At 55.7% G+C, this 12,704-nt stretch carries 10 protein-coding genes and 2 tRNA genes; 6 read left to right on the top strand and 6 right to left on the bottom strand.

Annotated elements, in window-relative coordinates; genetic code table 11:
• Nucleotides 1–348 precede the first annotated feature (348 nt).
• The 4 genes from ACQR35_RS09590 (at nucleotide 349) to ACQR35_RS09575 (ending at nucleotide 7,044) form a co-directional block, all read left to right on the top strand.
• Entirely contained in the window at nucleotides 349–783 is a 435-nt protein-coding gene (locus ACQR35_RS09590) for a hypothetical protein (protein ID WP_430269885.1), read from the top strand.
• 395 nt (nucleotides 784–1,178) lie between these two features.
• Nucleotides 1,179–3,881 (top strand): DNA methyltransferase, encoded by a 2,703-nt coding sequence (locus ACQR35_RS09585; RefSeq protein ID WP_430269884.1) that lies wholly within the window; start codon nucleotides 1,179–1,181, stop codon nucleotides 3,879–3,881.
• Nucleotides 3,878–5,854 carry a DEAD/DEAH box helicase gene (locus ACQR35_RS09580; protein ID WP_430269883.1) on the top strand — a complete coding sequence of 659 codons (1,977 nt, stop codon included), beginning with the start codon at nucleotides 3,878–3,880 and terminating at the stop codon, nucleotides 5,852–5,854. Before ACQR35_RS09585 ends, ACQR35_RS09580 begins: the two co-directional genes overlap by 4 nt.
• Nucleotides 5,851–7,044, top strand: coding sequence for a GIY-YIG nuclease family protein (locus ACQR35_RS09575; protein WP_430269882.1), 1,194 nt, complete (start codon nucleotides 5,851–5,853; stop codon nucleotides 7,042–7,044). The genes ACQR35_RS09580 and ACQR35_RS09575 overlap by 4 nt, the downstream gene beginning before the upstream one ends.
• A gap of 463 nt (nucleotides 7,045–7,507) precedes the next feature.
• On the opposite strand, the gene ACQR35_RS09570 is transcribed toward ACQR35_RS09575, so the two are convergent.
• The gene (locus ACQR35_RS09570; protein ID WP_430269881.1) at nucleotides 7,508–8,113 is read right to left on the bottom strand and encodes a hypothetical protein; all 606 of its coding nucleotides are present in this window, start codon (nucleotides 8,111–8,113) and stop codon (nucleotides 7,508–7,510) included.
• Between the two features lie 1,203 nt (nucleotides 8,114–9,316).
• Nucleotides 9,317–9,943 carry a helicase associated domain-containing protein gene (locus ACQR35_RS09565; protein WP_430269880.1) on the bottom strand — a complete coding sequence of 209 codons (627 nt, stop codon included), beginning with the start codon at nucleotides 9,941–9,943 and terminating at the stop codon, nucleotides 9,317–9,319.
• Nucleotides 9,944–10,331: 388 nt separating this feature from the next.
• On the opposite strand from ACQR35_RS09565, the gene ACQR35_RS09560 reads away from it, so the two are divergent.
• The gene (locus tag ACQR35_RS09560) at nucleotides 10,332–10,502 is read left to right on the top strand and encodes a hypothetical protein (RefSeq protein ID WP_430269879.1); all 171 of its coding nucleotides are present in this window, start codon (nucleotides 10,332–10,334) and stop codon (nucleotides 10,500–10,502) included.
• 667 nt (nucleotides 10,503–11,169) lie between these two features.
• Nucleotides 11,170–11,316 (top strand): hypothetical protein, encoded by a 147-nt coding sequence (locus ACQR35_RS09555; RefSeq protein ID WP_430269878.1) that lies wholly within the window; start codon nucleotides 11,170–11,172, stop codon nucleotides 11,314–11,316.
• Here ACQR35_RS09555 and ACQR35_RS09550 read toward each other — a convergent pair.
• The 4 genes from ACQR35_RS09550 to ACQR35_RS09535 form a co-directional block, all read right to left on the bottom strand.
• Nucleotides 11,313–11,873, bottom strand: a complete 561-nt coding sequence (locus tag ACQR35_RS09550) for a thermonuclease family protein (protein WP_430269877.1) — start codon at nucleotides 11,871–11,873, stop codon at nucleotides 11,313–11,315. The two genes, ACQR35_RS09555 and ACQR35_RS09550, sit on opposite strands and share 4 nt — an antisense overlap.
• A 434-nt stretch (nucleotides 11,874–12,307) precedes the next feature.
• Nucleotides 12,308–12,380 (bottom strand) — tRNA-Ala (locus ACQR35_RS09545).
• Nucleotides 12,381–12,448: 68 nt separating this feature from the next.
• Nucleotides 12,449–12,565, bottom strand: a complete 117-nt coding sequence (locus ACQR35_RS09540) for a DLW-39 family protein (RefSeq protein WP_430267633.1) — start codon at nucleotides 12,563–12,565, stop codon at nucleotides 12,449–12,451.
• A gap of 60 nt (nucleotides 12,566–12,625) precedes the next feature.
• Nucleotides 12,626–12,699, bottom strand: a tRNA-Ile gene (locus ACQR35_RS09535).
• Nucleotides 12,700–12,704 lie beyond the last annotated feature (5 nt).

Raw genomic sequence — 12,704 nt, 5'->3', positions numbered from 1 at the left:
TGGCAGGACGAGGAACAGACAATGGCCGATCCCGCGGGACCTTTCGACCCGCGCGAAACGGCTTCCGCCATTACCGCTGGACTGGGTAAGGCACCGGTGGAATGGCGCGATGAAACCGAAGCCGTGCATCGTCGATGATGCATGGCGAATGAATCGAAGGTTGAGCGGCCGACGAACAAAAGTGAGTCCGAGATCCGGTTCGCCTCAGTCCAGGAACACACATCACCAGTCGTGACCTTGTTCAATTGGCAAAAGTGACACCATGATGGATCTATCAGAAACTCTTCTCCATGAGAAGAAAGGGCGATAGAGCATGTTCACTGCAGAACACCCAGCGTCGGAGAAGCAATGACTATGCCCCATGAAGCGGTCTCTCCCCCGATGGCTCGGAGTCTCCAGGCTGCGGAGAGCATCTGGCGCACCATCGAGCAGGAATTTGGGCTGCTCACCAGCCGCGACGTAGCCGAACTTCTCGGATCCAGAAAACCTAGTGGGTCGATTGCGTCAACCCTGCGCAACGACGGGAGCATCGCCGGCATCATGCGAGGAAACTCCTACAGATTCCCAGGGTTCCAATTCGACACTGACCACGGCAGTGTTGTGCCTGTCATGCGGGATCTTATTGCTGTGGCCCGAGAGAACGAACGCTCCGACGAAGACCTGGTGTACTGGATGACCTCCCCGAGCAGCTTCTTCCACGAGCAGGACCGGCCGGTTGACCATCTTCATGACAAGGAACGCTTGCTGGCCGCAGCCAGGGACCAGTTCGAGGGCACTTTCTAACCACACCCAGGGTCCAGGCCCTGCTGGATGAGATGGTTCGAATCCGCTGCCGTTATGCGTCGAGACATTACGTTTGAGGTGTACCAATGTTCTGGGACAGCGATTGACAGTATTGTTCTTTCGTCCTCTAGACCTTTCTGTCGCGATGAGTTCAAGGTTAATGCCGTCGCGCTGGCCGGCCTCCCTGCCCTTTGTCCGCCCGATGACCAGGGCACGGCGGCGCATCCGGCCAGTCCCCGATAAGATCACGGAGGGGCAGTGCGCTCGTGCACTGCCTCGGTGAGGAGTAACAACGTGCGTGAACCGGGGGCATCTGCCGAGGGTACTTCAGCCTGCCCCAGCGGAAAGCACATAATCACCAATAGCAGGATCACATTCGCGAAGGAATCACATTAATGGCGAAGCTCAACCTGAAGGCCGTGGAGGAACGCGTTGCCCCTCTCGGGGGCCGTGAATCCTACGATCGGGAGTTCATCTTCAGTTTGCTGCTGGCCTACGGCAAGCCCCAGGGCAACGTCACCAGGTTGCGCAATGGCTCACTGAACGTTGCTCAGGACCCGTCGACTGAAGTGGCTCAGAAGAACGTCGTCTACTTCAAAGAGACGACTGGGGATCCTCTCGCGGTCATCGACGAGTTGAAGACCTCACCGTTGGTCGTCCGGTACAACACCCGCTTCGTGATTGTCACCGATTACACGGAACTCCTGGCCATCGACATGAAGACCGGCGAGAACTTGATGATCCCGATCCGGGACATCCATCAGCACTTCACGTTCTTCCTGCCCTGGGCCGGTATGGAGAAAGCACAGTACGTCGCCGAGGCGCACGCAGATGTCAAAGCCGCCGAACGAATGGGCAAACTGTTCGACGAGCTCCTGTCGGCGAACCCCGAAATGTTTGACATGGCACATGGGCGTCATGCGCTCAATGTGTTCTTCACCCGGCTGTTGTTTTGTTTCTTCGCCGAAGACACCGGCATCTTCGAAGAGAACCAGTTCACCAACTCAGTGGGATCTCATACGCAACCGGATGGTTCCGACGCAGCAGAGTTTCTTACCGACGTTTTCACAGCCCTCGACACGGAAAACGACAGCGACAAACCCGCGCACCTGGCCGGGTTCCCCTACGTCAACGGCCGGCTATTCACAATGTCACCTGAGCATGTGGTGCCGCAGTTCACAAAGAAGGCCCGAGATCTACTGATCGAATTGGGAACATTGATCTGGCGGGAGATCAACCCGGACATTTTTGGCTCAATGTTCCAGACCATCGTCACCCCGGGCAAACGCAGTAACTTGGGTCAGCACTACACGTCAGTGCCGAACATTCTAAAGACCATCGAACCGCTTTTCCTGGATGATTTGAAGGAACAGCTCGATGCGGGGTTCGACTCCGTAAAGAAGCTTGAAGCACTGCTCCAGAGAATCAGCACGATCAAGGTATTCGACCCTGCGTGTGGGTCCGGCAACTTCCTCGTCATTGCGTACAAGGAACTGCGCCGTCTGGAACACGCAATCCTTGAACGCCTCTTCGAGATCGATCCGAAGCATCAGATGCTGTACGCCGAGTCGAAGATCAACATCGAAAGGTTCTACGGCCTTGAGATCGACGATTTTGCGGTCGAGGTGGCGATCCTGTCCCTCTGGATCGCTAAACACCAGATGAACACCGAGTTCAAAGAGAAGTTCAACCTCTCCATTCCATTGATCCCGCTAAAGGAGACTGGCCGGATTCAGGCAGGCAACGCCACGCGCGTCGATTGGAACAGCGTCTGCCCAAACTACGGCAACGAAGAAATCTATCTCATCGGTAACCCGCCTTATAAGGGTGGGAAGTCCCAGAACAAGGAAATGAAGGCAGATTACCCCTTCGTATTCGGAAAGCGGCCCTACTCCAAAGATCTCGATTACATCGCGCTGTGGTTCGTCAAGGGAGCAGACTACATCGAAGGTACCCGGGCGGAGCTTGCGTTTGTGACCACGAACTCAGTATCCCAGGGAGAGCATGTCGGTTTGATGTTCCCGATGATCTTCGGCAAAGGTATTGAGATTGGGTACGCCTACACCTCGTTTAAGTGGGAGAACAACGCCAAGCGCAACGCTGGCGTTACTGTCGCCGTCATCAACCTTCGCACGGCGCGCGCCGGTGCGAAGTACATATACACAAATGACCTCAAGATTGAGGCGTCAAACATCAACGGCTACCTGGCCGATGCCCAGAATGTAGCGATGAAACGGCAGAGTAGGCCCCGATCACAAAACCTCCCTGTGATGTCACTGGGGTCAGTGCCCAAGGACGACGGCGCGCTCCTCCTTGAGGCGCGCGACGTAGAGAAACTCGTTGATGAATACCCTCAAATCAGACCTTTCATCAAGCGGTATGTGGGGTCAGCGGAGTTCATCAACGACAAGGAAAGATATTGCCTCTGGATTGCGCGCGACGACTGGTCCATTGCCTCGTCGATTCCCGACGTACAACGCCGTCTACAGCATGTGTCAAAATTTCGTGCAGCGAGCACCTCTGTGAACACGAGCGCTCTTGCTGACGCGCCGTTCCGTTTTTGGCATATTGCGTACAGGAAAACGGATTCCATCATTTTCCCGATCGTTTCGTCAGCTCGACGCGAATACATCCCGATTGGTTATCTTGGCGATGACTCGGTAATTTCGAGCTTGGCCTATGCCGTTTACGATGCCGAGCCCAGTGTTTTCGCTTTGCTGACTTCGGCAATGCACATGGCCTGGACCCGCGCCGTCGGTGGCCAGATGAAGACTGACTATCGCTATTCGAACACGATCGTTTACAACAACTTTCCAGTCCCGCCGATAAGTGATGCTGTGAAGGAACGTCTCACGTCTGCAGCTTTGCGCATCCTCGACGTCCGCGAGTACCACTGTGAACGGACGCTCGCTGAACTCTATGACCCGGACCTTATGCCCGACGATCTTCGCCAAGCCCATGCCGAGGTTGATGCCTTGGTGGATTCGATCTATTCCAAGCGCGGTTACGAGACTGATGAGCAGAGATTGTCTGACCTCTTTGCTATGTATGAGGAAATGGTAGCCGCAGAGTCTGCAAAGGGGAGCAAGAAGAAGTGAACAAGCCGGTCAACATCGTCGACGTGACGTATGCCCGCACTAAAGCGTCGGTCAACACTGATGCCATGGGTATGCGAGAGATGCAGCAGCGAGTCTTCGCTAAACGGGACGCGCAGCATCTCCTCGTGAAGGCTCCCCCAGCCTCGGGTAAGTCACGTGCGTTGATGTTCGTGGCGCTCGACAAGCTCTACAACCAGGGCCGCAAGAAGGTCATCGTCGCCGTTCCCGAGCGATCGATCGGGGCATCCTTTTCCTCGACAAAGCTCACCTCGCAGGGGTTCTTCGCGGACTGGGACATCAAGGATGAGCACAATCTGTGCGATCCTGGTTCCTCTCAGGGCAAAGTTGGAGCATTTATCGACTTTCTCAACGGTCCCGACGCCACGCTGGTCTGTACGCATGCGACTCTTCGGTTCGCGTTTGAAAAGCTCGCACCAGAAGCGTTCAACGGCACGGTGCTGGCGATCGATGAGTTCCACCATGTCTCCGCTGACACGGAAGCCAATCGGTTGGGTGCGCTCCTACGCGAGGTCATGAACGGCTCGGATGTCCACATCGTCGCGATGACTGGCTCATACTTCCGCGGAGACTCCGTGCCGGTTCTTTCGGCTGAGGACGAGGCACTGTTCACGCCGGTCACGTTCAACTACTACGACCAGCTCAACGGCTACGAATACCTGCACTCGCTCGGCATCGGACATCACTTCTACCAGGGCCGCTATACCGATGTGATCGGCGAGGTATTGGACCTGGACAAGAAGACCATCGTTCATATTCCGAACATCAACTCCGGTGAATCCACCAAGGACAAGATCGAAGAAGTCGGATTCATCATCGATGCCATCGGTCATGTCGAGAATACTGACCCGGAGACCGGAATCATCAATATCCGTCACAAGGACACGGGTGAGATTCTTCGGGTCGCGGATCTCGTGGATGACACAGATCAGAAAAAACGCGCTGACACGCTCCACTACCTCACCAAGTTCGCCTCGAAGGATCGCGATGCAGTGGACATCATTATTGCCTTGGGCATGGCCAAGGAAGGCTTTGACTGGCCCTTTGCCGAGCACGCCCTGACCGTCGGGTACCGTGCCTCCCTGACTGAGGTTATCCAGATCATTGGCCGTGTCACCCGCGACAGTCCCGGCAAGGACCATGCCCAGTTCACCAACCTCATCGCCGAGCCCGACGCCTCACAGGGCGAGGTAAAAGTCTCAGTGAACAACATGCTGAAGGCCATCACCGCGTCGCTGCTGATGGAGCAGGTACTCGCACAGAACTTCACTTTCAAAACGAAGAAATTCGACGATGACGACTCGAAGATCCCGGGTCAGCTAAAGATCAAGGGCTTCAAGGAGCCCTCGACGGAACGTGTCAAGCAGATTGTCGAGACGGACATGAATGACTTGAAAGCTACGATCTTGCAAGATGACACGTTCACGCGTGCAGCAGCGGGCTCGATCGATGCAGAGACGACCAACAAAATACTGATCCCCAAGATCATTCGGGAAAAGTACCCGGACCTCACCGAATCTCAGGTCGAGGAAGTGCGGCAGCAGGTCGTCGTGGACTCCGTGATCAAAAACGGTGAAGTACGCGAAGTCGGTGACAAACGGTTCATCAAGATGGCCGAGAAATTCGTCAACATCGACGAGCTCACCATCAACCTCATCGACTCGGTAAACCCGTTCCAGCGCGCCTTCGAGGTTATGTCGAAATCGGTGACTCCCTCGGTACTGCGGATCATCCAGGATCAGATCACTGCCACCCGCGTGGAATTCACCGAGGAAGAGGCCCTAGCACTCGTTCCCAGGATCAAGAGCTGGATCAAGGTCAACGGTCGGCGACCAGACTCTCGGGCAGAGGACCCGACAGAGAAACGGTACGCCGACGCACTGTTGTGGCTCCAGCGGGCCAAGCAGAAGCTGGAAGCCCAAAAGCGCTCAACTGAAATGGTGATAGACGAATGAGCGAGACCGACGATATCTTCGAGCCGGCACCTTCCTCCCTCCAGGATCTCATCGACAACGACCTCGACGGGCTCCTTGACGCTCCGGAAAAGCCCAAGAAGGTCACCTCGTCCGACCGGCTCGAGCGTGCGTTCCTGGAGATCGTTGAATTCCGCCGCGTGCATGGGCGTCAGCCGAGCTCCACGACACGGGAGATCGCCGAACGAAAGCTCGGGGCCCGACTCGATGGCATCCTCACGAACAATGAAAAGATCGCAGTTCTCAGACACCTCGATACGGAATATGACCTGCTGGCTGTAGAGGCGGCTCCTGAGTCACTCGGTGATCTTCTCGCGAGCGATGAACTGGACGATCTATTGGGCGATGAGAGCGGCATCCTTGACGTGTCGGATCTGCCCGTGATCAAGCGTCCGGAGGCGCCAGACTCAGTAGCTCACCGGGTGAAGGCCCAGGACTTCGGCCAGTTCGTGCCGCTGTTCAAGGCCAAGCACGCCGAACTCGCCGAGGGAACCTACAAACTGATGCCTTTCACCGGCATGGATCTTATCCGCGAGGGTGCGTTCTTCGTGCTGAACGGCGTAATGTGCTTCGTGGCTGAAGTCGGCGAGGACGTGGACCTGATCGTCGGTGGGAAGCCCAGACAGAAGCAGCGCCTGCGCGTCGTCTTTGAGAACGGCACTGAGTCGGCAATGTACCGGCAAAGCCTCATGACGCGCCTGTACGAGACCCAAGGCCAGGTGCTGGCCCGGACAAGCCACGATGCCAGCGAAGTCCTCGATGCTGATGTGGAAAGCGGTCACATCTATGTACTGCAGTCGCTCAGCAAGGATCCTCTCGTTGCCGGAATGAAGGATCTTCACAAGATCGGCTTCTCCACCACGACCGTCGAGACACGCATCAAAAACGCTGCGAACTCACCGACCTACTTGATGGCACCCGTGAAGGTCCTGGCGGACTACCGGCTCTACAATGTGCGTGCGTCGTGGCTCGAGCACCTCCTGCACCGCGTATTCGCCGAAGTGCGGCTCAACCTGACACAGGTCGACCGCAAGGGACGCGACTACGACCCCTCCGAGTGGTTCGTCGTGCCGCTGGAGACCATCAACAAAGCCGTAGCAATGATCATGTCCGGCGAGATCACCGAGTACGTCTACGAAAAGGCATTGCAGCGACTGGTCGAACGGGACTGAGGCTCTTCTCAAAGTGTCTTTAGATCCACAACGTTGGCAAGAGATTGGTCAAGGCCATAGATACCTCCCAAATCTGCCTTTGGCACGTGAGTCATCCTTGCGGCACAACGTCGGCGTCTTCGCGGGCGGTGCGACTGGTGACGGCACAGCCACCGCTGCATCGGCCAGCTGCTCTGACTCTCAGATTGCCGTCGGTAGAAGGTATTGGGATGCTTAGACTGGGCATCGCCCCCTATGATTCATTAATGGGGAACCAGTCGCCGCGGAGTCGGCAGCTATTCAAAGTTTTCGCAAGCCAAGATCGTGAAAGCCTCATCGTGCGCTCTCCATATCACCACGCCCATGGCAAGCGTAAACGGCAGGATGTTTGCACCGCTGAGGGTCCGCTTCCCATTGGAATGCGGACCCTCAGTTTTTTCTGCGGGCCGTCTATCAACGCGAAAGATGCCCTGGCGCTCAGGGGCTATGCAACCCCCCGATTGCGTCGAGCAATCCGGAGGGCCGCTTCCTCAGAAGTCATCGCTTCGAAGTCCTTGTCGACGTCCGCACGGAATTCTTCTACTAAATTCCGATCGGGAAGATAGACAACCGCTTGGGATCCGTTCAGTTTCTTGACCTCAGGATTCTGTTGTTTGAGTAGCCGCTTAGAGGGAATCAGCTTTACATCGCCCCTCACAACTGTCTGCTCTTCCTGCAGTGTTTCTGTGGCCTTGCGGTTGTAGAAAGAGCGGCTGGCCATGAGCAGATTCCCACGCGCCCACTCCACAGGGATCAGCAGAAGTTGTATACCATTGGCAAAGGGCAAGAACACTTCCTGATCGATCCAGTCAAGTGTTTGTGTGTCCCAGATGCGGACCATCCTGCTGACAGCTCCCACCGCCAGCGATGGATACAGTTGCATTATTTCCTGGGTGAACTCGACCAACACGCCGATGATCACGCGAGTGGTCATATCTGATGTGAGGTCTTTGCCCACCCCCGTAACAAACAGGGCGAGGTCTTCCAGCTTGGAAAGAGCAGCGCTACGGCAAACAGTAGTCCGCAGTTCATCCCAGAGGAGTTGGCCCATTTCGGGTCCGAACCCTTTACCCCGGCTTCCTTCTGCCGTCAGGCCCAAGCGCGTTTCGTTGGGTTCGTGCAGTTCCTGGAGGAGCTGAAGGCCACGGCGCTGCTCGGCCGGAATGGCGCTGTCCCTGCAACGGAGAACCTCCCTAAAGAAGGAATGGAGGCAGTCCCGGGCCCTCGGGGCACGGGGGTGACTGCTGTTGCGGATGGCGCTCGGGTCCAGGATGAGAGGGTTATCCGTATCGATGCAGACATCGAGAAACGGAAGCTGAGATGGTAGGCCAAAGGCCGTGGATATAGGAATCAAGGTCGTGCCTCAACTCTTTCCGGGACCCGCGGGCCCCATAGTTCGGTGCCGCCGGGACTGGTGTCCGGCGTCATGGTTTTGGACACAAATGCATGTCCGAGGACCAGATCCGATGTAGAGTTGATGCATATTCGCCCTCAAAAACGAATACATCAGCCCCGCTCGGATCACTCTTTCGTCAAAAAGAGCTGTTCTCCAGAGCGGGGTTTTTTCGTATTCCCACCCTTACCTAACATTCTACCGCACGGGGAGGACACTCCTGCGGGAATGGGCGCCAAAAGCCCGTGGGTGGCCCTGTGGATGGCGATCGTGGCCTGCTGGTAGAAACTGACCATCTAGCTGCCTGTGGCGCCTCAGAGGTGCATTCTATGGCCTTAGAAAGCCGCTCTGTCCCCTTGACAGAGATTTTGTTTTATGTTTCTGCAGACGTGCCACGGAGACTTACATCCCTGTAATTCCGCGGTTTTGAGGTATGCCCGAATCGAAATAGCGAGTCTTCCCTGACAGCATCAGCGTCCCGTCTATCTATAAACGACCCTAGCTTCGTGACTCAGGTCTTAATGCTTCAGATTCGTTACTTGTCTGTGGATAACTCCGATTGAATTGACTGCTTCGAGAACCAATTTCTTCACAAAAATCATGACCAAAGGCGGAAAAGCCAGAAAAACGGGTTACTCCATGCCGTGGTTGCTCCAAATCCCGTTTGCTATATGCCTACATACCAAGCATCAGCGAAACGAAGATCTCGTTGAAAGCAGAAATCGTCGTTTCTATAGGGCATGGACTCGTGGACCCCTAGATCTACAGTCTACAAAGGACTCATAGCAGGGGATCGCTGCAGATCTCGCAATGAACAAACCTCCAACGGGAGAAGCATCATTTCTACGAATATACGAGGTGCTAGTAGCCTCGGCCGCGCCAGCCGGGGAGGAGCTTGCCCAACTCGGCGAGCTGATCGGCCGGTAGCTTGCCGGCGTTTTTCTTCTGTCGTTGCATGTGCAGCCAGACACCCAGGCCGTGCTCAGGCTCCGGCGTGCCTACTTTGTACAGTGGCCAGCGGCCGGTGGCACGGTAGAAGGCCAGCAGAGCCTGACATTGCTCATGCCAGCGCTGGTCATCGCGAGAAGCTTTCTCTGATTGATCCCAGCGACCCAGAGCATCAAGAGCCGCACGAACAGCGTGGGGGAGTTCGTTGGTCTTCGCCAGATGACGCTGCTTGCTGAGCCAGAAGCCTAATCCGAGCTCATCTGCTGCATGCTCGCCAGAGGTAGCCGGGAATCTGGACTCCCTGGCAACGAACTCAGCAAGGTCGCTCAGACGTATCTGCTCGCCCGGTGTGGGGCGCCGGTCTAATCCCCGCAAACGGTTGGCCTCATGGACCGCCAGCACACTGGGGTCTTTGTCGATGCGACTTTTGAAGTGTGCGAACACCGTGCCCCGTTTCGCCTGGCATAGCTCAGCTATCTTGGGCCGGGGGATCCCCGACGCAAACATCAGATCCCACTCCGGGTGCCGTGAATCAGCCATGCTCGCATCCTACAAGGCCAGCTAAAACATGAGCCGTTTCCCGTGCCACTTCTCGTCGTCGACGCGTTGAACCAGTTCTATGGGCCACCATTCACAGTGCACTACAAACTCATCATCCTGCCACTGCACATCGACCGCGTTGTCGCGGTAGGAGCGTGCGTAACCATAGATAGAGCTGGCCTTGACGAAGGGCCAGTGGCCCCGCTCATACTAATGCAGCTCGCCGACAGGAGTGATATCTGGAATTTCCATACATCCATTGTGAACCGCGGTAGGTGGCTGGCAAGATCCGTCATGGCTGGGTGGCAGGTGTCCTACTGATGATTGAGCTGTTCGTCTGGCGGAGGCCATCGCAATTGCTGAGGTACTCCACATCCCGCTGGCTGCATTGTTGCGGGACAGGGCTGCGATCGACGATGAAATCGATGAGCTGGGACGCGACCTTTCGATCGAACTATCTCGCGCAAGCCAGGCCCAGGACGATCTCGACATGGCACGAGCGGCTGCACGAGCCATTGAGACACGCATCGCTGAACTCGAGGCCATCCGTCGCAGCTGAGCATCATGAACTGATTGCAGAACATGAGGCAGTGGATAATTTCCGAAGCACCAACGTTGGGACAAAAGGGACGCCGCCAATACATTCTTCCCATACGCCCGGGAGTGGGTAGATAAGTTTCCTAATGTCCCAAGTGTCCCAATGAGACTGGCACCCTGATTCCCACCTCATTCCAAGTATTTCTGAGCGCTGGCCGGCGTGCGGAACTCTCCTTTCCAGCAGGTATGCGCAGGCTCTAGGGCGGTCCCACAACGCTCAGTCAGGATGATTGCTGATGACCGGCTGCTCAGTGGTGGAAGAACTGCATGACTGGAAACAAGTTAGCATTTGTGCCATTTGTGCCATTTCTCCAAAAAAAATATGGCACAGTTCCAAAAAGGCCGCTCATCCTTGGATTGGCGGGGATTTTGAGGGGCTCAAAGGGGTGGTGTGCCATATTTTTATAGATCTATAAAAAGTAAATATGGCACACCCTAAAAGCCCGTGTTTACAAGGGAATACGACCCTATGAGCCCTGTTTGTGCCATTTGTGCCACCATATTTGAACTTGCTACACGCGCACGCGCACGCGCACACACGCACGCGCATCAACTTGAAAACTCGTGGCACAAATGGCACAAAGGCACTTGGAGGGGCCTGCTTCCCATACGGGACAAGGAAAAAGCCTGTGCCATTTCTGTTTTTAGAAATGGCACAGGCTTTTGGGAAAACAGGTGTCTGGAGGGGTGTTTTCCCGCATGATGGCGCTGATTTTGATGGGTGTGCCACGTTTTTTGAAGAAATGGCACACATGCCCTGGAGAGCGGCGTTTTAGGCCTTTGGAGCGGGGCAGTTGGCCCAGATGCCGTCCTTTTGATCGACGGCCCCTTTGGCGTACGAAGTGTACTGTGCAAACACCGCTGGCTCTCTTTGACCCTGAGGGTAGGACGCCGCGGCGAAGCCTTCCTTGACCATCCGCAGGCCAATGTCCTGGGTCACGCCGGCACCCGTGATCACGTACGCCAGGGTGTTCCCGTCTTTGTCCTTGGTGGTGGTCAGCAGTGGCTCAGCGGTGACTTTGACCAGCTCATTGGGGCGGAACAAGCGCTTGAGGTTGGCGATGGACTCGGCGCCTCCACACTCCGTAGGGGCCGGCGCAGCGGTGCCCAGCATGTGCACCGTGAAATTGGGGGCACCCGTTGGTTGCGACTTGTCATCTATCGGCTGGACTTCGATGGTGCTGCCATCAATGACACGGACGAACCGTGTGGCGAGCGGGGTCTGGGCGGAACTCACGACGTAGGTCGGTGCGAAAATCTGATCGTTCTCGCCAGGGGAACGCTCCTGACTACGGCTCAGCTCCAGACCAGTTCGACACATATTATCGATCATACGTTCTCCACACGTTTTCAACATGTGGATATGTATTTGATGCACCGCTGCACCGCGAAAGAAAATGCCTCTCACATCTGAAGAAAAAATAGACAAGGCGCGAGGTACCGGGGCATCGCCAAAAACGATTCAGAAGACTCACGAGGGCCCATTCTCAGAGCGACTGTATTAACCCCGTTGTCGAGATCGGGCGCACTCCGGGCGCACCTTGATAAGTGGGTGCAAATATTCTGCGGATTCCCGGGGCACACAAGGCACACCAAACTCAACACAAATTGATACTAAAATTTACCATTTTACTACCATCACGAATTTTCTTCGTGTCATCGTATGCGCGCAGATGATCAGCATTCCCTGGAAAAATCCGCGTATTTCCGGGCAAAACAAAAGAGCCAAACGTTTTAGACGCTTGGCTCTTTCGATATTCGCTACGGTGGAGGCACGGGGACTCGAACCCCGAACCCCCTGCTTGCAAAGCAGGTGCGCTACCAATTGCGCCATGCCCCCATAAGAAGCAACCCGTCAATCATACCCTAAGTTTTGGACGCAATGTCCAATTCCCTATGAGTTCTGAATCACTCTACCGAATCGGTGGAGTTGCTCCAGATTTCTTTCCGAGCTTCGGATTCCTGCACTTTCTTGTAAACAAGAACACCTGCGATCGCCGCTGCTATTACTAACAACTTCTTCACAAACACCTCGTTCCGAAGCTGCGATAAACAGCTTCCTTACTTGAACCTGTGCAGGTTCCGTGGGCGTACCTGGACTTGAACCAGGGACCTCTTCGTTATCAGCGAAGCGCTCTAACCGCCTGAGCTATACGCCCCGATG

It is taken from the genome of Pseudarthrobacter sp. J1738 (assembly GCF_050490315.1).
Lineage (GTDB): Bacteria > Actinomycetota > Actinomycetes > Actinomycetales > Micrococcaceae > JBNPEO01.
This window is presented reverse-complemented; position numbering and strand designations above follow the sequence as displayed.